Below are 21,039 nucleotides of genomic sequence, written 5' to 3' on the forward strand. Positions count from 1 at the left end.
GAATCTAAGAGGAGGTATTCAAAGTGAAACGTACTTATCAACCAAGTAAAATCCGTCGTGCGCGCAAACACGGTTTCCGTCATCGTATGGCAACTAAAAACGGTCGTCGCGTGCTTGCTAGCCGTCGTCGTAAAGGACGCAAAGTTTTGGCTGCATAATCCAAACGAATACAAGATGAAGAACCAACGGAAACTCGAGACCGCTGGTTTTTTTGTTGGATAACAACGAGACAAACTGCATTTACCACGAGATTTTGATATAATAGAAAATGATATAAAGAGGATTGAACTGATGAATATTTTTGATACACATACACACCTTAACGTGGATAATTTTGCAGGAAAAGAAGCTGAAGAGATTGCTTTCGCACGCGAGCTAGGTGTTACCAAGATGAATATTGTGGGTTTTGATACAGAAACCATTGAAAAGTCGCTAGCGCTGTCTCGTCAATATGATGAACTATACAGCACGATTGGTTGGCATCCAACTGAGGCAGGCTCTTATACGCAAGAAGTTGAAAACATGATTGTCAGTCATTTGCACGATTCCAAAGTTATTGCCCTCGGTGAGATTGGTCTGGATTATCACTGGATGGAAGATCCGAAAGATGTGCAGATTGAGGTCTTCAAACGTCAGATTCAGCTGTCGAAAGACCACGATTTGCCATTTGTTGTTCATACGCGTGATGCGCTGGAAGATACTTATGAAGTTATTAAGGAAACTAGTGTTGGCGAACAGGGTGGTATTATGCACTCGTATTCAGGCTCTTTAGAAATGGCTGAACGTTTTGTTGAGCTTGGTATGATGATTTCTTTTTCTGGTGTGGTGACGTTTAAAAAGGCTGTAGATGTGCAAGAAGCTGCGCAGAAGTTGCCTTTAGATAAGATTTTAGTTGAGACAGATGCACCTTATCTAGCCCCTGTACCAAAACGTGGTCGTGAAAATCGAACGGCTTATACTCGTTATGTTGTAGATAAAATAGCAGAGCTTCGCGGCTTGACGACGGAAGAAGTGGCGGAAGCAACCTATCAGAATGCTCTGCGCATTTTTGATTTAAAGGAAAAATAAATGAAAGAGAAAATTTCTCAAATCATTGTGGTTGAAGGACGAGATGATACGGTTAATCTTCAACGATATTTTGATGTGAAAACCTATGAAACCAGAGGTTCAGCGATTAACCAAGAGGATTTAGAGCGAATTGCAAGACTTCATGATTTACATGGGGTTATCGTTTTTACTGACCCAGATGTCAATGGTGAGCGGATTCGTAGGATGATCATGATCGCTATTCCTAGTGTTCAACATGCTTTTTTAAGGCGTGATGAGGCCGCTCCTAAGTCTAAAAATAAAGGGAAATCATTAGGTATTGAGCATGCTTCATATGAAGATTTAAAAGCTGCTCTTTCTCAGGTAACTAAACATTTTGAAAAAAAGACTGATTTTGATATCACACGTTCAGATTTGATTCGCTTAGGATTTCTGGCAGGCAATGACAGCCGCAAACGTCGTGAATTTTTAGGAGAAGAACTCCGCATTGGCTATTCAAATGGGAAACAGTTGCTTAAACGACTAGAATTGTTTGGGATTGGATTGACAGATGTTGAAAATGTAATGAAAGAGTACGAAAGGAAGCGACATGGCAAATAGAAGTTATATTTATTTTAAAAACGGAGATGAGACACGTGTTTTAGCGGAGGGAATTTATAGTATTCCCTATTTCTGGCAACTGTTTTGGAATGAAGAAGATTTGCAAGCAGCTATTGATTTGTGGAAAAAAGTAGAAGAGCTTGAAAAAGAAGATAAAGAGAAAGCAGAAGAATTTTATCAAGAGCAGAATATGGGAGTTACTCTTTCCATTGAAAAATTCCAGCAAAATGCCCGCCACAATCGGTCTTTTTTAGAGCAACATGCTCCACAGGTGTTGCAACTGTATGATGATTTTGTTCGCTATATTATTGCAAATGTCAAAGAGGATGATACGCTGGGATTTGACGTTTTAGAAATTGTTTCTATGGACGAATTGCCTATCGCTTCTGATAAACTTTTAAAAAATATCCGTGCTATTCAGCAAAATCAACCAGAAGATTTAGATTTCTCTCTAACGGATAAGGACTTGCTTGGGTTAGCTATGGGGTTTCCAGATGATTATGCTTCAGACATGTTGCCAGAAGACAATATTCTAAAATCAGCTGCTTACCAAGATGAGTTGAAGAAGCGGCAAAATCAAGAAAGCAAGCAGGCAGATAATGTGATTGAATCCGATTCAAAAGGTAACAAACGCCGGATTCATCCAGCATTTTGGATTTTGCTTGTGCTAGGAATTATGCGGATTTTATATATTTTATTTAGCTAATGGATAGAAATGAGAATTATGAGAATTGCGGATTATAGCGTGACGCGAGCTGTACTTGAGCGTCATGGTTTTACTTTTAAAAAATCATTCGGTCAGAACTTCCTGACAGATACCAATATTTTACAAAAAATTGTGGATACAGCTGAAATTGATAAACATGTTAATGTGATTGAAATCGGACCGGGCATTGGGGCACTGACTGAGTTTTTAGCAGAGAATGCAGCAGAAGTCATGGCTTTTGAGATTGATGAGCGTCTAATGCCGATTTTGGCAGATACCCTGCAGGAATTTGAAAATGTTAAGATTATCAATGAAGATATTCTTAAGTCAGACTTACAGGCTCGAATTAAGGAATTTTCCAATCCAGAATTACCTATCAAAGTGGTGGCTAATCTGCCTTATTACATCACGACTCCGATTTTGATCCATCTGATAGAAAGTCGGATTCCTTTTTCAGAATTTGTTGTGATGATGCAGCGAGAAGTAGCTGATCGCATCTCGGCGCAGCCCAATAGTAAGTCTTATGGTAGTTTGTCAATAGCTGTGCAATATTACATGACAGCTAAAGTCGCTTTTATCGTACCGCGGACAGTCTTTGTTCCCGCCCCAAATGTGGATTCGGCAATTCTGAAAATGACTCGTAGAGACAAGCCGGCAGTTGAGGTCAAAGATGAACCCTTCTTCTTCAAGGTCTCAAAAGCTAGTTTTACTCACCGTCGGAAAACCCTCTGGAATAATCTAACTAGTTGTTTTGGCAAATCGGATGAAATTAAAACAAGACTGGAGATCGCTTTGAATAATGCTGATCTGTCTCCAAATGTTCGAGGAGAAGCACTTGATTTGCAAGAATTTTCCCGCTTATCAGATAGCTTATATGATGAGGGATTCAGATAAACTGAATAATAAGTATCATATAACAAAGAACCTCGCTAAGTTCATCTTAGTGAGGTTCTTCATAAGGAAAGGACGGGATTTGAACCCGCGCATGAATAAAATCCATTTGCCGGATTTCGAGTCCGGTGCCGTACCAAGCTGGGCCACCTTTCCAGAATTTAAAATAAGCGCTTTTTGAATGGAGTATATCCAACTATGTTATTTCGTTTTAGGCGAGAAGACAAAGCGTAGCATAACTTGAGTAAGGTGCGCTACAATTGACGAAGTCTCAAACGAAATAAAAATGCGGAAAAAGGGATTTGAACCCTCACGTCCGAATGGACACATGCGCCTGAAGCATGCGCGTCTGCCGTTCCGCCATTTCCGCTTGGTTTCTATTATACCATATTAGAAACGTTTTTCATCATTTTTTTGCACTAAAAAGCAAAATACTGCTTTTTTTGTTATAATGAACTTATTAAGCGTTAAAGGAGTCCATTTGAAAGGAATAATCGTGAAAGCCTTAGCAGGTTTCTATTATGTAGAGTCAGAAGGCAAGGTTTATCAGACTAGAGCTAGAGGAAATTTCCGCAAGAAAGGACAAACTCCCTATGTGGGGGATGAGGTCGAATTTTCTGCTGAGAAAGATTCTGAAGGTTATATCTTAAAAATAGCAGAGCGAAAAAACAGTCTGGTACGACCACCTATTGTCAATATAGATCAAGCTGTTGTAATAATGAGTGCTAAAGAGCCAGATTTCAATCCTAATCTTTTGGACCGTTATTTAGTCCTCTTGGAGCAGAAAGCTATCCACCCGATTATCTATATCAGTAAATTAGATTTGTTGGCGGACGACAAGGAGTTAGATGTTTTCCTTGATATTTATCGCTCTATCGGCTATGATACTGCCAAGACAATAACAGAACTGTTGCCGTTTTTAACAGCTAAGACGACTGTTTTCATGGGACAAACTGGGGTTGGCAAATCTACTCTGCTCAATAAAATGGTACCAGATTTACAGTTGGAAACCGGAAAAATTTCAGAAAGTTTGGGTCGTGGTCGCCACACAACTAGAGTGGTTAGTTTTTACAATCTCAATGGGGGAAAAATTGCAGACACCCCGGGATTTTCTTCGCTGGATTATGAAGTGGACAATGCAGAGGATTTAAATCGAGCATTTCCTGAAATTGCACAAGTCAGTCATGGCTGCAAATTCCGGACCTGTACGCATACGCATGAACCGAATTGTGCGGTAAAACCTGCCGTTGAAAAGGAACAAATTGCAGCTTTTCGTTTCGAGAATTACTTGCAATTTCTGAGTGAAATTGAAAACCGTCGTGGAACCTATAAAAAAGTAGCTAAAAAGCAACCTAAATGAGGAGGAAGTCAAATGAAACCTTATAAAATTGCACCATCTATTTTAAGTGCAGATTATGCTAATTTTGAATCGGAACTAAAAAAGCTAGAAGCAACTGGTGCAGAATATGTTCATATTGATATTATGGATAGTCATTTTGTGCCCAATATCAGCTTTGGTGCGGGTGTGGTCGCGAGCATGCGACCGCACAGTAGATTGGTATTTGATTGTCATCTTATGGTATCTAATCCAGAACATCATATTGAAGAATTTGCTCGTGCGGGTGCAGATATTATCAGTATCCACGCTGAAGCAACCCCTCATATTCACGGAGCTTTGCAAAAGATTCGGACAGCAGGTGTCAAGGCAAGTGTCGTTATCAATCCAGGGACGCCTGTTGAAGTGGTGAAAAATGTTTTGAATTTAGTCGATCAAGTCTTGGTTATGACGGTCAATCCAGGCTTCGGTGGACAAGCCTTTCTGCCAGAAACAATGGATAAAGTACGAGAATTAGTTGTTTTGAGAGAAGTGAACCAACTAGACTTTGATATTGAAGTAGATGGTGGTATTGATGATGAAACCATTCGCGTTGCCAAAGAAGCTGGTGCCAATGTCTTTGTAGCGGGCAGTTACGTTTTCAAAGGAGATGTAGCTCATCAGGTTCAAACATTGAAAGAAGCATTGCATGACTAAAATTGCTCTTTTTGCTGGCGGGATGATAGATAGTTTTCAAGTGAATTTTGACATTTTTATCGGAGTGGACAGAGGAAGCCTGTTTCTCATTGAACAAGGCATTTGTCCAGACTTAGCGGTCGGTGACTTTGATTCTGTTTCGGAGGAAGAGCTGGCTTTGGTTTGTTCTCAATCTAAGGAGGTACTTCAAGCACAACCTGAAAAAAACGACACAGATTTAGAACTAGCTGTCAAGACTGTTTTTGTACGTTATCCGCAGGCACAAGTGACTATTTTTGGTGCTTTTGGCGGGCGCTTGGATCATACTTTGGCAAATATTTTCTTGCCGAGCGATCCAGAAATCACGCCTTATATGCAACAAATTCGGCTTTGTAGTGCGCAAAATGAGCTCAGCTATTGTCCTCAAGGGCGTCACGAGATAAAGCCGGTAGCTGGTATGAACTATCTAGCCTTTATGCCTGCGGACGATAGCCGGTTGACCATTGAAGGAGCCAAATATCCTTTAAACGAATCCAATTATTTTTTCAAAAAAGTGTATGCTTCTAACGAATTTATAGATGAGCCCGTTTTTTTAGAGTGCCAATCAGGTTATGTTATTGTCATTTATAGCAAAGACAGGAGTTAGTATGGAGTTTATAATTATCCTCTTATTGCTGGGAAATCTTGTTGTGACCTTTCTTTTATGGCAAAAGAATCAGCAACAGGCAGATCAGGTACAGAAATTGCTGGAAGATCAAGCTGATCACTTATCTGATCAGTTGGATTACCGTTTTGAGCAAGAACGGCAACGAAGTCTTCTGACACAACAACAACTGGAATTGGCTCTGGGAGATCGTTTGGGTGAGGTGCGTACGGATTTACATCGGAATTTAACGGAAATGCGTTTAGAAATAAGTGAAAATCTAACCCAAAATCGTGATAAGACAGATGAACGAATGCGTCAGATTCAAGAATCAAACGATCGTCGCTTAGAACAAATGCGCCAAACGGTGGAAGAAAAATTAGAGAAAACACTGCAAACAAGATTGCAAGCCTCCTTTGAAACAGTCTCTAAACAATTAGAGTCGGTCAATCGCGGTCTAGGAGAAATGCAAAATGTGGCACGTGATGTGGGCACTCTAAACAAGGTGCTCTCCAATACTAAAACGCGCGGGATTTTAGGCGAATTGCAGCTTGGTCAAATCATTGAAGACATTCTGACACCGAGCCAGTATGAGCGTGAGTTTGCAACGGTTCTAGGCTCTAGTGAACGTGTAGAGTATGCAATTAAATTACCGGGACAAGTGGAAAAAGACTACATCTATTTACCAATTGATTCCAAGTTTCCTCTGGCAGACTACTATCGCTTAGAGGATGCTTACGAGTCAGGAAACAAAGACGAGATTGATTTATACCGCAAGTCTTTGCTAGCTAGCGTCAAACGTTTTGCTAAAGACATTAAGGAAAAATATCTGGCACCTCCTGCAACCACGAATTTTGGAGTGATGTTTTTGCCAACGGAAGGGCTTTATTCAGAGATTGTTCGCAATCCAGAATTCTTTGACAATTTGCGTCGGGATGAGCAGATTGTGGTGGCAGGGCCGTCTACGCTATCTGCTTTGCTTAATTCGCTTTCGGTCGGTTTTAAAACGCTCAATATTCAAAGAAGTGCAGATGACATCAGCAAGGTTCTGGGCAATGTCAAATCAGAATTTAATAAATTTGGTGGTATTTTGCTCAAGGCACAAAAACATTTGCAACATGCATCTGGCAATATTGATGAATTGCTGACGCGAAGAACTAATGCTATCGAGAGGACTTTGCGTCATGTTGAAATTTCGGATAAGTCGGCCTTAGATGGTCTATTAGATTTTCAAGATGAAGAGGAAGAATATGAAGATTAACCAAATGAAAAAAGATGAGCTATTTGAAGGATTTTATCTCATCAAATCTGCTGAACTTCGTCAAACAAGGGCAGGGAAAAACTATTTGGCATTCACCTTTCAAGATGACACTGGAACGATTGAAGGGAAATTGTGGGATGCACAACCGCACAATGTGGAAGAATTTACTGCTGGAAAAGTCATCCATATGCAAGGGCGCAGAGAAGTATATAACAATACTCCGCAAGTGAATCAAATTACACTACGTCTGCCAAAAGTTGGTGAGCCAAACAATCCAGCTGATTTTAAAGAAAAGCCGCCAGTTGATGTCCAAGAACTACGTGAATATCTGTCACAAATGATCTTCAAAATTGAAAACCCAATTTGGCAGCGTGTGGTGCGAGCCTTGTATGCTAAATACGATAAAGAATTTTATTCTTATCCTGCTGCTAAAACGAATCATCATGCTTTTGAAGCAGGACTTGCTTTTCATACAGCTACAATGGTGCGGTTGGCAGATAGCATCGGAGATATTTATCCGCAGTTAAATAAAAGTCTTTTGTTTGCAGGGATTATGTTGCATGATCTAGCAAAAGTGCTGGAATTGACGGGTCCTGAACAGACAGAATACACTGTTCGAGGCAATCTCATCGGACATATTGCCTTGATTGACGAAGAAATGACAAAGGTATTGGTAGAATTAAAAATCGAAGATACCAAAGAAGATGTCATCATTCTCCGTCACGTATTACTAAGCCATCACGGTTTGTTGGAATACGGCAGTCCTGTTCGTCCCAAAATCATGGAAGCAGAGATTATCCACATGATTGACAATTTAGATGCGGAAATGATGATGATGACTTCAGCTTTAGCCTTAGTTGGTGAAGGTGAAATGACCAATCGAATCTTTGCTATGGACAACCGCTCCTTCTATAAACCAAATTTTGATAAGTAAAAAACGAAAAACGAATGTTATTGCAAAAATAATGTTCGTTTTTTGGTCTTATTATGATATAATGAAGAAAATAAAATAAAATTGGTGAAAAAATGAAATTAAGAAGAAGTGAACGCATGGTAGTCATTTCTAACTACCTAATCAATCATCCTTATGAACTAACTAGTCTCAATACATTTGCTGAAAAGTATGAGTCCGCAAAATCCTCCATTTCCGAAGATATTGTCATTATTAAACGTGCTTTTGAAGAAATGGAAATCGGATATATCGAAACCATTACAGGAGCAGGCGGAGGTGTTATTTTTACTCCTTCTATCTCAGATAAAGAAGCTAGAGCAATGGTGGAAGAACTTTGTACGAAATTATCCGAAAGCAATCGGATTCTACCTGGTGGCTACATTTATTTGTCAGATTTGTTGAGTACACCTTCTATTTTAAATAACATTGGACGCATTATTGCCAAAACATTTAGAAAACAAAAAATTGATGCTGTTATGACCGTTGCTACAAAAGGAGTACCTTTGGCAAATGCAGTGGCAAATGTATTAAATGTCCCATTTGTCATCGTGCGCCGCGATTTGAAAATTACAGAGGGTTCAACGGTTAGCGTCAATTATGTGTCGGGTTCAAGTGGGGATCGTATTGAAAAGATGTTCTTGTCGAAACGCAGCCTAAAAGCTGGAAGCCGTGTTTTAATCGTAGATGATTTCTTAAAAGGTGGTGGGACAGTCAACGGCATGATTAGCCTTTTACGAGAATTTGATTCGGAATTGGCTGGTGTAGCAGTTTTTGCGGAAAATGCACAGACAGAGCGTGAGCACTTAGATTACAAATCTTTGTTGAAAGTAACAAATATTGATGTGAAGTCTAACAAAATCAGTGTAGAAGTTGGCAATATTTTTGACAAATAGATGAGGTGAGAATTTGAAAAATATATTGGATAAATTGGATCAAAGCTCTTTGTGGCTGAGAATTTCGATTGTTATAGCTTTGGCGCTCATTCTTGCTGCTGGATTATTTTTCGTTAAAAAGCAAGATGATGCGACGCGTGCAGCTGCTCCGACTGTAAGGCGAACCATTTCAACATCAAAATCTTCAGAATCGCAAGCAGAAAAAGAGAAAAAAGAGCAAGCCAAAATTGCACAAGAGGCAGAAGATGCTGTTAAAAAATTGGAGACAGAGCAGACGACGGCTAATGTAACGCCTGCTCAAGAAAAAGTGGACAAGTTGAAAGACGAAGCTCAAAAAGCTCAACTTCAACAACGGATTAAGGCAGTTAGTGATGCGATTGCTGCGCGTGAAGCCAATGAAGCAGCTGCTACAGCAAATCAAAACGCTGTGACGCCTCAAACAGATGCAGGGCAAACTTATCAACAAACCTATCAAGCTCCTGCAACTTCAGCTACCACAGGACAGGCTGAGACCAATTCAGCTCAAACTCCAACGACTAACAGAGCAGGTGTCCCAGCCACAAATACTACGGGGCAATAGATGGGAACTTAGCAAGAAAACTATAAAAATATATTGACAAAGAAAGTGTCGTCGTGTTATACTAATAGACGGTACTTTTTACTTTTGGTCTCTCAAAAGTGTACAGAGACGTGCTGACAAATGTTGCAAAAGTACACGCAGATGATAGCTGTCACCAAGTGTATCATCACCAAAATTAAAAAAATACAGGAGAAATGTAGATGCCTACAATTAACCAATTGGTTCGCAAACCGCGTAAATCAAAAGTAGAAAAATCTAAATCACCAGCTTTAAACGTTGGTTATAATAGTCTGAAACGTGTGCCTACTCGTGAAAACTCACCACAAAAACGTGGTGTAGCAACTCGTGTTGGTACTATGACACCTAAAAAACCGAATTCGGCTCTTCGTAAATTTGCTCGTGTACGATTGAGCAATCTTATTGAAGTAACCGCTTATATCCCAGGTATCGGACATAACTTGCAAGAACACAGTGTTGTGCTTCTTCGTGGTGGACGTGTAAAAGACCTTCCAGGGGTACGTTATCACATCGTTCGTGGTGCACTTGATACAGCAGGTGTAACTGATCGTAAGCAAGGCCGTTCTAAATACGGTACCAAAAAACCAAAAGCATAAGGAAAGGGGATAAAGATAAATGAGTCGTAAAAACCGTGCGCCTAAGCGCGAAGTATTGCCAGATCCGCTCTACAATTCAAAATTAGTGACACGTCTTATCAACCGCGTTATGCTTGATGGGAAACGTGGTACAGCCGCTTCAATTGTATATGGCGCTTTTGAGCAAATCAAAGAAGCTACTGGAAACGATGCACTTGAAGTATTTGAAACAGCTATGGAAAACATCATGCCTGTACTTGAAGTACGTGCTCGCCGTGTTGGTGGGTCTAACTATCAAGTTCCAGTTGAAGTTCGTCCAGAACGTCGTACAACCCTTGGACTTCGTTGGTTGGTAACTATTTCACGTTCACGTGGAGAACACACTATGCAAGATCGTCTTGCGAAAGAAATTATGGATGCGGCAAACAATACTGGTGCAGCTGTTAAAAAACGTGAAGATACTCACCGTATGGCTGAAGCTAACCGTGCTTTTGCTCACTTCCGTTGGTAAGATTGCTACTCTTTTTAGAGACTTGCAAAAAGTTCAGTACTCTTACTAATTAGCATGAGTAATCAACAAGCGGGTAGGATTTGCCTACTCGCTTTTCTTAAAATATGTTATAATAAACTGTAAATAAAATAATAGGAGAAATAAGCAAATGGCTCGCGAATTTTCACTTGAAAAAACTCGTAACATCGGTATCATGGCTCACGTCGATGCTGGTAAAACAACAACGACTGAACGTATTCTTTACTATACCGGTAAAATCCATAAAATCGGTGAAACACACGAAGGTGCTTCACAAATGGACTGGATGGAACAAGAACAAGAACGTGGTATTACAATTACATCTGCTGCAACAACAGCACAATGGAAAGATTATCGTGTCAATATTATCGACACGCCAGGACACGTGGACTTCACTATTGAAGTACAACGTTCGCTTCGTGTATTGGACGGTGCTGTAACTGTTCTTGATTCACAATCAGGTGTTGAACCTCAAACGGAAACAGTTTGGCGTCAAGCAACTGAGTATGGTGTTCCACGTATCGTATTTGCTAACAAAATGGATAAAATTGGTGCAGACTTCCTTTACTCAGTAAGTACCCTTCATGATCGTCTTCAAGCAAATGCTCACCCAATTCAATTACCAATTGGTGCAGAGGACGACTTCCGTGGAATCATTGACTTGGTTCGTATGAAAGCTGAAATCTATACAAACGACCTTGGGACAGATATTCTTGAAGAAGAAATTCCTGCTGATTACCTTGAACAAGCTCAAGAATGGCGTGAAAAATTAGTCGAAGCAGTTGCTGAAACTGACGAAGACTTGATGATGAAATACCTTGAAGGTGAAGAAATTACTGAGGCAGAATTGAAAGCTGCAATCCGTAAGGCAACGATCAATGTTGAATTCTTCCCAGTTCTTGCTGGTTCTGCCTTCAAGAACAAAGGTGTTCAAATGATGCTTGATGCAGTTATTGACTACCTTCCAAGCCCACTTGATATTCCAGCTATTAAAGGTGTAAACCCAGATACAGACGAAGAAGAAACTCGTCCAGCATCTGATGAAGAGCCGTTTGCAGCACTTGCTTTCAAGATTATGACGGACCCATTTGTAGGTCGTTTGACATTCTTCCGTGTTTACTCAGGTGTCTTGAACAGCGGTTCATACGTATTGAATACTTCTAAAGGTAAACGCGAACGTATCGGACGTATCCTGCAGATGCACGCAAACCACCGTAACGAAATCGAAACTGTTTACGCAGGTGATATTGCTGCAGCTGTTGGTTTGAAAGATACCACGACTGGTGACTCATTGACGGATGAAAAAGCAAAAATTATCCTTGAATCGATCGAAGTCCCAGAGCCAGTTATCCAATTGATGGTGGAACCAAAATCTAAAGCTGACCAAGACAAGATGGGTATTGCTCTTCAAAAATTGGCTGAAGAAGATCCAACATTCCGTGTTGAAACAAACGTTGAAACTGGTGAAACAGTTATCTCTGGTATGGGTGAGCTTCACTTGGATGTCCTCGTAGACCGTATGCGTCGTGAATTCAAAGTGGAAGCAAATGTGGGTGCTCCTCAAGTATCTTACCGTGAAACTTTCCGTGCACAAACATCAGCACGTGGATTCTTCAAACGTCAATCAGGTGGTAAAGGTCAATTCGGTGATGTTTGGATTGAATTTACTCCAAATGAAGAAGGAAAAGGCTTCGAGTTTGAAAATGCTATTGTTGGTGGTGTCGTTCCACGTGAATTTATCCCAGCCGTAGAAAAAGGTTTGGTTGAGTCAATGGCTAACGGTGTCCTTGCAGGTTATCCAATCGTTGACGTGAAGGCAAAACTGTATGATGGTTCATACCACGATGTTGACTCATCTGAAACAGCCTTCAAGGTTGCAGCTTCACTTGCTCTGAAAGAAGCTGCCAAGACTGCACAACCAACCATTCTTGAACCAATGATGCTTGTTACCATTACTGTTCCAGAAGAAAACCTTGGTGACGTTATGGGACATGTAACAGCTCGTCGTGGACGTGTTGATGGTATGGAAGCTCATGGTAACAGCCAAATCGTGCGTGCTTATGTACCACTTGCTGAAATGTTCGGTTATGCAACGGTTCTTCGTTCAGCATCTCAAGGACGCGGTACTTTCATGATGGTCTTTGACCACTACGAAGATGTACCAAAATCAGTACAAGAAGAAATCATTAAGAAAAATAAAGGTGAAGCTTAAGCTTTGAATTAAACCTGGGCACTCGCATTTGCGAGTGCCTTTTCTTTTTTTGGAAAATAATCTCTCTGTCAATCAAAAGAAAAAATAATTAATCTGATGAATCTGAATTTATAAATTCTTGTCTATTTTGTAAGTTGTGTTCTTCCGTTTTCAGAAGATATTACCTTGCTTTTTCAAATCAATGAAAGTCGAAATGAAAATTAGTGAAAGAACTCATAATACTTGTTAATAACAATGAAATCAGTTGCAATTTTAAGAGAGAAAGTATATAATAGATATGTTGAAAGGTGATTTGTAGCGACTCAAGTTACTCTTTTCACATAAAAATTTTTTTGATTTTCATAAGGAGGAAATCACGAATGGTAGTTAAAGTTGGTATTAACGGTTTCGGTCGTATTGGTCGTCTTGCATTCCGTCGTATCCAAAACGTAGAAGGTGTTGAAGTTACTCGTATCAACGACCTTACAGATCCAGTAATGCTTGCACACTTGTTGAAATATGACACAACTCAAGGTCGTTTCGACGGTACTGTGGAAGTTAAAGAAGGTGGATTCGAAGTTAACGGTAAATTCGTTAAGGTTTCTGCTGAACGTGACCCAGAACAAATCGATTGGGCTACTGATGGTGTAGAAATCGTTTTGGAAGCAACTGGTTTCTTTGCTAAGAAAGATGCTGCTGAAAAACACCTTAAAGGTGGTGCTAAGAAAGTTGTTATCACTGCTCCTGGTGGAAGTGACGTTAAAACAATTGTATTTAACACTAACCACGATGTTCTTGATGGTACTGAAACAGTTATCTCTGGTGCTTCATGTACTACAAACTGCTTGGCTCCAATGGCTAAAGCACTTCAAGACAACTTCGGTATCGTTGAAGGATTGATGACTACTATCCACGCTTACACTGGTGACCAAATGATCCTTGACGGTCCACATCGTAAAGGTGATCTTCGCCGTGCTCGTGCTGGTGCTGCAAATATCGTTCCTAACTCAACTGGTGCTGCTAAAGCTATCGGTTTGGTTATTCCAGAATTGAACGGTAAACTTGATGGTTCAGCTCAACGTGTTCCAACTCCAACTGGATCAGTTACTGAATTGGTTGCTGTTCTTGAAAAGAACGTTACTGTTGATGAAGTAAATGCAGCTATGAAAGCAGCAGCTAACGAATCATACGGTTATACTGAAGATCCAATCGTTTCTTCAGATATCGTAGGTATGTCATTCGGTTCGTTGTTTGATGCAACTCAAACTAAAGTTCTTGACGTTGATGGAAAACAATTGGTGAAAGTTGTATCTTGGTATGATAACGAAATGTCATACACTGCACAACTTGTACGTACTCTTGAATACTTTGCAAAAATCGCTAAATAATTCATTAGTATATAGAGAAGAGAGGTTTGCCCTCTCTTTTTTGTTGTTATTTGAAAACCGTATATAATTACTCCGATTATGATTTGCTCCACGAAAAAAAGAACTTGAATCTAAATAGATTTAAGTTCTTTTTATATCTATGTAAGAATTCTGTTATAAAGTATCTTCATCTGGTGTTAAAATCATTGGAATAATGATAGGCTCACGCTCTGTATTTTCATATAAAAATGGTCGAAGAGCATTTACAATAGCTCCATTGACAGACTGGATGCTGGCATCTTTATTTTTCAATGCAATACGTATCGCATTGAAAAGAATACGTTGGCTATGACGGATCAGTTCACCTGATTCCCGCATATAGATGAAACCGCGACTGAGAATGTCAGGACCGGCTAAGATCATCTTCGATTTAAAGTCAACGGTAGCGACTGCAAGGACAACGCCATCTTCGGAAAGGTCACGTCTGTCACGGAGGACTGCAGCACCAATTTCTCCGATACGATTGCCATCGACATAAATATCTTGTGCATTGAAACTTCCGGCAATGCGAGCAGAATTAGCAGTTAAGGCTAAAACGTCTCCATTACTCATGATAAAGATATTGTCTTTAGGCACACCAGTATCCATTGCAAGTCCCGCATGCACTTTTTGCATACGGTATTCACCATGGACTGGCATGAAATACTTCGGTTTTATCAAACGAAGCATAAGTTTTTGTTCTTGCTGTCCACCGTGTCCAGAAGTATGAATATTGTTGATTTTACCGTGGATAACATCAACACCAGCTTCTGAAATGGTGTTGATAAGCTTATTGACACTAGTAGTATTTCCTGGGATAGGACTAGAAGAGAAAATCACTGTATCACCTGGTTGAAGCTGTACTTGACGATGTGTTCCATTGGCGATGCGTGAAAGAGCCGCCATTGGCTCTCCTTGGCTTCCTGTACACATGATAAGTATTTCGCCGGCAGGATAGTCTTTAATCTCATTTGGCTCGATGAAAGTACCTTTAGGCGCCTTGATGTAGCCAAGTTCAATTCCATTGGCGATGGCTTTCTCCATTGAACGACCAAAGACTGCAATTTTCCGTCCTGTTTTGACAGCCGCATCAGTAGCCTGTTGTAGGCGGAAAATATTGGAAGCAAAGGAAGCAAAAATAATCCGTCCATGGATGTTTTCAATGATTTTCATAATGGACTGACCGACCACTTTTTCCGAATTTGTAAAAGTCGGAATTTCTGCATTGGTTGAGTCAGAAAGAAGAACTAGAACTCCATCCTCGCCAAGAGCTGCCATTCGATGCAAATCAGCGGGCTCTCCAACGGGGGTCAAGTCGAATTTAAAATCACCGGTACATACTATTTTCCCTTGAGGTGTGTGAATGACAATTCCTAACGGCTCTGGAATAGAGTGGGTTGTGCGGAAGAAAGTTGCTTTTAAATGTTTAAATTGAAGTTCAGTGTTTTGATTGATCTCATAGAGCTTAGCATCACGTAAAAGCCCGTGTTCTTCTAGTTTCCCGCGGATAAGTGCTAGAGCGAGTGGTCCTGCATAAATCGGAATATTGGCTTGTTTGAGTAGGAAAGGAATCCCACCGATATGGTCTTCATGTCCATGAGTAATCAGAACACCTTTGATACGGTCAACGTTTTCTACGATATAGGAATAATCAGGAATAACATAATCAATCCCTAAAAGGTCATCTTCAGGAAATTTGATACCAGCGTCAACGATGATAATTTCATCTTTGTATTCAATTCCGTAGGTATTTTTTCCAATTTCTCCTAAGCCACCAATGGCAAATACACCGACTTCTTCGGGTTTTAAAGTATAAGACATGGTTTAGAGCTCCGTAATTGTAAAGTTGCCTGATTCTTTTTCATATTCTAAATGTTTATCAGACAAGCGTGTGATAAATTCGACATTGTAAGGCGTTTTTTCTTCAACGAGTTTACGCGCTTTAATGCGTCCTTCTAATTCATCCTTAGCGTCAATATCCAAGTAAAGCGACTGTGTATTTTCGCGTCGTGGATTGCGCTCTTTTGTTTCTTGATAAAAAACTTTGTAAATCATTTAATTTCCTTTCTCATTCATAATCAATCTACCAGAAAATAGCCACCTTATTTTCAAGGGCGGGCTTCATCTATTTAATTTCTCGGGTAATAAATTGATTTTGATACGTTACAATTATAATCATTATATCATAAAAAGCTGATTTAGTAAAAGAAAGAAGTTGGAAAATCTAGGAAAATGATTTTCACCAAGGTCTTATTTTTTTGGAAATCATATTGAGGAAATCCGTATTTTTTGTAGTATAATAGAAACTAGATTATCACGAAGGAAATATAAAAATGAAAATTTTAGCTTTTGATAGCTCTAGTAAAGCATTGGCAATTGCTATTTTAGAGGATGAACAGTTGCTTGCTGAGATGACAATAAATATTAAAAAAAATCATAGCATTACATTGATGCCAGCAATTGATTTTCTCATGAAAAGTTTGGATTTAAAACCAACGGACCTAGAACGCATTGTGGTTGCAGAAGGTCCGGGTAGTTATACAGGTTTGCGGATTGCTGTAGCAACAGCTAAAACTCTGGCTCATACCCTTAAGATTGGCTTGGTTGGAGTTTCTAGCTTACGGATTCTGGTACCAGAAAGTATTGATGGCTTGGTTATTCCTCTCATGGATGCTAGACGCAACAATGTTTATGCTGGTTTTTATAAAAATGGTAGAATCGTTCAGCCAGAAGCTCATTTATCTTTTGAAGAGGTCTTGGAAAAAGCCAAGCCTGATTCTCAAGTAACCTTTGTAGGAGAAGTGGAAAATTTTGCGGAGCAGATTCAAGCAGTTTTGCCAGAAGCTTTTATCAAAACAACTCTGCCAAACGCTGCACTCCTTGCTAAAATCGGTCTGCAATTACCAGCTCGCTCTGTTCATGACTTTGTGCCAAACTACCTCAAGCGAGTGGAAGCGGAGGAAAATTGGTTGAAAAACCATGAAGAAACGAAAGATTCTTACATCAAACGCTTATGATTGAGATTAAAAAAGATGAAAAAAAGCAGACCGTTGATTTGACAGAGCGGATTTATCAGGTATTGAAAGACGTGTATGCAGTCAGTCCGTGGAGTGTGGAACAAATAGAGAAAGATTTACAACATCCTTTGTCGAGCTATATTTTAGCTCTAGAGGGTCAAAATTTAATTGGTTTTCTGGCTTTTCAGGAGTCAGATTTTGAAGCGGAAGTTTTGCAAATTGCGGTTAAGAAGGCTTATCAAGGTAAGAAAATTGCGACCGCTTTGTTTGAACATCTGCCAATTAACAAAGAGATTTTCCTTGAAGTGAGGGAGTCCAATAAGCCAGCTCTGCTATTCTACAAAAAAGAAAGATTTGAAGAAATCGCGCGGCGGAAGGCCTATTACCATGCGCCAGTGGAAGACGCAATCGTTATGAAAAGGGAGAACTATGGAAGATAGATATATTTTAGCTTTTGAAACGTCTTGCGATGAGACCAGCGTGGCGGTTCTGAAGAATGAGACTAAGCTTTTGAGCAATGTCATTGCCAGCCAGATTGAGAGTCATAAGCGTTTCGGCGGCGTGGTACCGGAAGTGGCCAGTCGCCACCATGTGGAAACTATCACGGCTTGCATTGAGGAAGCCTTGGCAGAAGCAGGCATTATCGAGCAAGATGTGACAGCCGTAGCTGTGACCTATGGACCTGGTTTGGTGGGGGCTCTTTTGGTTGGATTGGCGGCTGCCAAGTCCTTTGCGTGGGCACATCATTTACCACTTATTCCTGTCAATCACATGGCGGGACATCTAATGGCTGCTCAGAATGTCGAGAACTTAGAATATCCTCTTTTAGCACTACTAGTCAGCGGAGGGCATACAGAGTTGGTTTATGTTAGCGAAGCCGGTGATTATCAGATTGTAGGGGAAACACGTGATGACGCGGTCGGAGAAGCCTATGATAAAGTTGGTCGTGTGATGGGTTTGACTTATCCAGCAGGGCGTGAGATAGATGAATTGGCTCATAAAGGACGGGATATTTATGATTTTCCGAGAGCGATGATTAAAGAGGACAATCTAGAATTCTCATTTTCTGGTCTCAAATCAGCCTTTATTAATCTACATCATAATGCTAAGCAAAAAGGTGAGTTTCTTTCCAAGGAAGATCTGGCAGCTAGTTTTCAAGCTGCTGTTTTAGATATTCTCATGGCAAAGACAAAGAAGGCTTTAGGGAAATATCCTGTCAAGACCTTGGTGGTTGCGGGTGGTGTTGCAGCTAATCAAGGCTTACGTGAACGTTTAGCAGCTGAAATAACAGATATTAAAGTTATCATACCGCCTTTGCGTCTCTGTGGGGACAATGCAGGAATGATTGCTTATGCCAGTGTCAGTGAGTGGAACAACGCCAATCTTGCAACATTAAATCTGAATGCCAAGCCAAGTCTGGCGTTTGAGACAATGGAAGAATAAGAATGATAGGAAAAAATTTTAAGGATGGGGTTAAGGCAGCCGTGCCAACAGCTCTAGGTTATATTAGTATTGGGTTAGCCTGTGGCATTATTGGTGCTTCTTATGTCACTCCTCTTGAAATGGCACTGATGAGTATTCTTGTCTATGCAGGAAGTGCTCAGTTTGCTATGCTGGCACTCCTTGCCATCCATGCATCGGTGACAGCTATTGTTCTGACAGTCTTTTTAATCAATTTGCGTCTATTTTTGCTGGGACTTCATACATCTACTTTTTTTCGACATGCAAGTCTATGGCAAAATATCGGTATCGGAATCCTTTTGACAGATGAAACATACGGCGTTTTACTAAGTGAGCACGTTCATACAAAGGATATTTCGCTTCAATGGATGTATGGAAATAATATAACAAGCTACCTTGCTTGGATGATAGGAACGGTGTTCGGAACGACATTAGGAAGTCTTTTGCCAAATCCAGAAGTGTTTGGATTAGACTTTGCTCTAGTTGCCATGTTTATTGGCATTTTTTCTTCCCAATTTTTAGTGATGCTACATAAAACAAAACTTCAAAAACTAATCGTAATTTTGGCTGTAGTAGCTTTATCATTTTATGCGTTAAGTATGCTTGTTTCTTCGTCTTTAGCTGTTCTAATGTCGACCTTATTAGGCTGTGCTGTGGGGGTAATGCTAGATGATAAATAATTATATTTTTGTCGCTATTCTTTTCTCAGCCCTGGTGACATGGTTATCACGGATTAGTCCATTTATATTGGTGAAATATCGTGGCTTGCCTAAGATTGTAGAGCGGTTTTTACAGTATTTACCAATTTCTATTATTTTTGCTTTAATTTTATCCAGCATTACAAATGGGAAGATAGGGCAGTTTCCAACCTTCAAATGGCTAGATTTAATAGCTGTTTTTCCAACAATTTATGTTGCTTTTCGCTATCGTAACTTAGTGGTGACTGTGATTTTTGGTGTGATATTGGTAGCTGGTCTGCGATTTATGTTTTTATGATGTGATGGAGAACCTTTATGATTGATAAAATGGAACTAGGTGAATTTTATAGAGAATTACGGATAGCAAGAGGTGTGAAGCAAAATGAAGTTGCGTGTGAAGGACTGACGGCTTCACAGCTTTCTAAGTTTGAGTTAGGGCAATCTATGCTGTCGGCAGATAAATTATTTCTTGCCATTGAAGGAATCAATATGACATTTGCAGAGTTTGCATATAAACTCAATAGTTATCAAGAATCTCAACATGTTCAATTGGGACATCAAGTTGTCGATTTATTTGTTCATCAGGATAAAGACGGCTTGGAGGATCTGTTTCACAAAGTTCAAGAAAAAGTATCCTCTCAACAATATATCCGTCTGAATAAAATTGTGATTCAAAATGCCTTGCACTCCTTGGATTCTAGTTATATTTTAAAAGAAGAAGATAAGCAATTTATAACAGCTTATCTTTTTGCCATTGATTCATGGACCTGGTTTGAGCTCTATCTTTTCTGTAATGCTATGCCTTTTTTGGAGAATCAAGATTTAATTTTTCTTTCAACAAGTTTGATGGAGAAATCTAAGGAATTTAAAGAGTTAGTCTATAATCAAATTTACATGAAAAGTTGTTTCTTAAATGTCATTTCAGAAATGATGGAACGTGAACTCTATCAATACATCAGCATTTTTGAAAGTGAGCTAGAAAAGTTGCTGACACCCTACGATGTCTTTGAAAAATTACTTTTGCAATTTTTAAGAAAAATCAATATCTATCTTCAGACAGGAGGAGAAAATCAAAAAGAGATTGAAGATTTCATTCAATCTCTGAAAGTACTGGATAATCCGCAGTTAATAGCATTATTAACTTTGAAATTACAGCAATATGAAAAATTATTAAAAACAGAAGATAACAGGGCAGAAAATAATAATATCCATGATAATAGTGAATAGAATGGCGATAAATTTGCGTTTGCTCATTTGGGATCTCCTTTTTAAAAAGTAGTATACTCTAAAAATTCAGAAAATTGCAAGAATCGCAAATTAGAAAGTCTACAGGATAAAAATGTCAAATATGCGATTTTAAAGAACTGGAGAAATTTAATGGTATACTAACAGATAAACCATTAAATGATAATAAAGAGTTGCAAGAAAAAATCAAAAGAATATTCATAACACGTTCTTATCGAGATGAACATCATTTATTAGTTTTTCAAAGTGAGGATAATCGTCGAGATGTTTTTGACTTTGGAATTGGGACATTAGGAATTTATTGGACATTATTGG

Annotated in this window: 24 protein-coding genes and 2 tRNA genes; 22 read left to right on the forward strand and 4 right to left on the reverse strand. The window is 39.5% G+C overall.

Annotated features, from left to right (window positions below):
• Positions 1 to 23 precede the first annotated feature (23 nt).
• From rpmH to rsmA, 5 genes are all read left to right on the forward strand, one after another.
• On the forward strand, positions 24 to 158 hold the full coding sequence (gene rpmH / locus H8787_RS00815) for a 50S ribosomal protein L34 (RefSeq protein ID WP_003026476.1): 135 nt from the start codon (positions 24 to 26) through the stop codon (positions 156 to 158).
• Between the two features lie 133 nt (positions 159 to 291).
• Entirely contained in the window at positions 292 to 1,068 is a 777-nt protein-coding gene (locus tag H8787_RS00820) for a TatD family hydrolase (RefSeq protein WP_187328024.1), read from the forward strand.
• Positions 1,069 to 1,647 (forward strand): ribonuclease M5, encoded by a 579-nt coding sequence (gene rnmV, locus H8787_RS00825; protein WP_187328025.1) that lies wholly within the window; start codon positions 1,069 to 1,071, stop codon positions 1,645 to 1,647. It begins immediately after the preceding gene.
• On the forward strand, positions 1,637 to 2,353 hold the full coding sequence (locus H8787_RS00830; RefSeq protein ID WP_003070999.1) for a hypothetical protein: 717 nt from the start codon (positions 1,637 to 1,639) through the stop codon (positions 2,351 to 2,353). The genes rnmV and H8787_RS00830 overlap by 11 nt, the downstream gene beginning before the upstream one ends.
• 18 nt (positions 2,354 to 2,371) lie before the next feature.
• Complete coding sequence (gene rsmA, locus H8787_RS00835; protein ID WP_070668512.1) at positions 2,372 to 3,247, forward strand: 16S rRNA (adenine(1518)-N(6)/adenine(1519)-N(6))-dimethyltransferase RsmA; 876 nt, start codon at positions 2,372 to 2,374, stop codon at positions 3,245 to 3,247.
• Positions 3,248 to 3,311: 64 nt separating this feature from the next.
• Here the strand turns inward: rsmA and H8787_RS00840 are convergent.
• A tRNA-Ser gene (locus H8787_RS00840) sits at positions 3,312 to 3,400 on the reverse strand.
• A 131-nt stretch (positions 3,401 to 3,531) separates the two neighbouring features.
• Positions 3,532 to 3,614: transfer RNA gene (locus H8787_RS00845), tRNA-Leu, on the reverse strand.
• A gap of 111 nt (positions 3,615 to 3,725) precedes the next feature.
• Between H8787_RS00845 and rsgA the strand changes: the two genes are divergently transcribed.
• The 11 genes from rsgA (at position 3,726) to gap (ending at position 14,285) form a co-directional block, all read left to right on the forward strand.
• Positions 3,726 to 4,604 carry a ribosome small subunit-dependent GTPase A gene (gene rsgA / locus H8787_RS00850; protein ID WP_187328026.1) on the forward strand — a complete coding sequence of 293 codons (879 nt, stop codon included), beginning with the start codon at positions 3,726 to 3,728 and terminating at the stop codon, positions 4,602 to 4,604.
• A gap of 12 nt (positions 4,605 to 4,616) precedes the next feature.
• Positions 4,617 to 5,276 carry a ribulose-phosphate 3-epimerase gene (gene rpe, locus H8787_RS00855; RefSeq protein WP_006269426.1) on the forward strand — a complete coding sequence of 220 codons (660 nt, stop codon included), beginning with the start codon at positions 4,617 to 4,619 and terminating at the stop codon, positions 5,274 to 5,276.
• A complete protein-coding gene (locus H8787_RS00860) occupies positions 5,269 to 5,901 on the forward strand; it encodes a thiamine diphosphokinase (RefSeq protein ID WP_187328027.1) in 633 nt (210 codons plus the stop codon). Before rpe ends, H8787_RS00860 begins: the two co-directional genes overlap by 8 nt.
• Position 5,902: 1 nt before the next feature.
• Positions 5,903 to 7,159, forward strand: coding sequence for a DNA recombination protein RmuC (gene rmuC, locus H8787_RS00865; protein WP_187328028.1), 1,257 nt, complete (start codon positions 5,903 to 5,905; stop codon positions 7,157 to 7,159).
• Positions 7,149 to 8,093 (forward strand): 3'-5' exoribonuclease YhaM family protein, encoded by a 945-nt coding sequence (locus H8787_RS00870; RefSeq protein ID WP_037596486.1) that lies wholly within the window; start codon positions 7,149 to 7,151, stop codon positions 8,091 to 8,093. The genes rmuC and H8787_RS00870 overlap by 11 nt, the downstream gene beginning before the upstream one ends.
• Before the next feature lie 92 nt (positions 8,094 to 8,185).
• Positions 8,186 to 9,004 (forward strand): pur operon repressor, encoded by an 819-nt coding sequence (gene purR / locus H8787_RS00875; RefSeq protein ID WP_020997566.1) that lies wholly within the window; start codon positions 8,186 to 8,188, stop codon positions 9,002 to 9,004.
• A 13-nt stretch (positions 9,005 to 9,017) separates the two neighbouring features.
• Positions 9,018 to 9,584 (forward strand): hypothetical protein, encoded by a 567-nt coding sequence (locus H8787_RS00880; RefSeq protein WP_187328029.1) that lies wholly within the window; start codon positions 9,018 to 9,020, stop codon positions 9,582 to 9,584.
• Between the two features lie 200 nt (positions 9,585 to 9,784).
• A complete protein-coding gene (gene rpsL / locus H8787_RS00885) occupies positions 9,785 to 10,198 on the forward strand; it encodes a 30S ribosomal protein S12 (protein ID WP_003026451.1) in 414 nt (137 codons plus the stop codon).
• Between the two features lie 19 nt (positions 10,199 to 10,217).
• Positions 10,218 to 10,688: a 30S ribosomal protein S7 gene (rpsG, locus tag H8787_RS00890; protein ID WP_003026449.1), complete on the forward strand. Its 471-nt coding sequence runs from the start codon at positions 10,218 to 10,220 to the stop codon at positions 10,686 to 10,688.
• Positions 10,689 to 10,836: 148 nt separating this feature from the next.
• Positions 10,837 to 12,918: an elongation factor G gene (gene fusA / locus H8787_RS00895; RefSeq protein WP_003074701.1), complete on the forward strand. Its 2,082-nt coding sequence runs from the start codon at positions 10,837 to 10,839 to the stop codon at positions 12,916 to 12,918.
• Positions 12,919 to 13,277: 359 nt separating this feature from the next.
• A complete protein-coding gene (gene gap, locus H8787_RS00900; RefSeq protein ID WP_003070973.1) occupies positions 13,278 to 14,285 on the forward strand; it encodes a type I glyceraldehyde-3-phosphate dehydrogenase in 1,008 nt (335 codons plus the stop codon).
• Between the two features lie 153 nt (positions 14,286 to 14,438).
• Here the strand turns inward: gap and rnjA are convergent, their stop codons facing one another.
• Both rnjA and H8787_RS00910 read right to left on the reverse strand, forming a co-directional pair.
• Entirely contained in the window at positions 14,439 to 16,124 is a 1,686-nt protein-coding gene (rnjA, locus tag H8787_RS00905; RefSeq protein ID WP_187328030.1) for a ribonuclease J1, read from the reverse strand.
• Between the two features lie 3 nt (positions 16,125 to 16,127).
• Complete coding sequence (locus H8787_RS00910; protein WP_003070969.1) at positions 16,128 to 16,358, reverse strand: DNA-dependent RNA polymerase subunit epsilon; 231 nt, start codon at positions 16,356 to 16,358, stop codon at positions 16,128 to 16,130.
• A gap of 278 nt (positions 16,359 to 16,636) precedes the next feature.
• Here H8787_RS00910 and tsaB point away from each other — a divergent pair, with 278 nt between their 5' ends.
• Genes tsaB through H8787_RS00940 form a run of 6 tightly spaced genes read left to right on the forward strand, consistent with a single transcriptional unit; the run spans position 16,637 to position 20,706 of the window.
• Positions 16,637 to 17,320 (forward strand): tRNA (adenosine(37)-N6)-threonylcarbamoyltransferase complex dimerization subunit type 1 TsaB, encoded by a 684-nt coding sequence (gene tsaB / locus H8787_RS00915; RefSeq protein WP_119055687.1) that lies wholly within the window; start codon positions 16,637 to 16,639, stop codon positions 17,318 to 17,320.
• Positions 17,317 to 17,760, forward strand: a complete 444-nt coding sequence (rimI, locus tag H8787_RS00920; RefSeq protein WP_003070965.1) for a ribosomal protein S18-alanine N-acetyltransferase — start codon at positions 17,317 to 17,319, stop codon at positions 17,758 to 17,760. The genes tsaB and rimI overlap by 4 nt, the downstream gene beginning before the upstream one ends.
• Complete coding sequence (gene tsaD / locus H8787_RS00925) at positions 17,750 to 18,763, forward strand: tRNA (adenosine(37)-N6)-threonylcarbamoyltransferase complex transferase subunit TsaD (protein WP_048800306.1); 1,014 nt, start codon at positions 17,750 to 17,752, stop codon at positions 18,761 to 18,763. Before rimI ends, tsaD begins: the two co-directional genes overlap by 11 nt.
• A 2-nt stretch (positions 18,764 to 18,765) precedes the next feature.
• The gene (locus H8787_RS00930; protein WP_187328031.1) at positions 18,766 to 19,461 is read left to right on the forward strand and encodes an AzlC family ABC transporter permease; all 696 of its coding nucleotides are present in this window, start codon (positions 18,766 to 18,768) and stop codon (positions 19,459 to 19,461) included.
• Positions 19,451 to 19,777, forward strand: a complete 327-nt coding sequence (locus H8787_RS00935) for an AzlD domain-containing protein (protein WP_003070962.1) — start codon at positions 19,451 to 19,453, stop codon at positions 19,775 to 19,777. The genes H8787_RS00930 and H8787_RS00935 overlap by 11 nt, the downstream gene beginning before the upstream one ends.
• A 17-nt stretch (positions 19,778 to 19,794) precedes the next feature.
• On the forward strand, positions 19,795 to 20,706 hold the full coding sequence (locus tag H8787_RS00940; protein ID WP_187328032.1) for a helix-turn-helix domain-containing protein: 912 nt from the start codon (positions 19,795 to 19,797) through the stop codon (positions 20,704 to 20,706).
• Positions 20,707 to 21,039: the final 333 nt, after the last annotated feature.

Source organism: Streptococcus sp. NSJ-72, assembly GCF_014334035.1.
In the GTDB taxonomy this organism is placed as follows: Bacteria; Bacillota; Bacilli; order Lactobacillales; family Streptococcaceae; genus Streptococcus; species Streptococcus constellatus.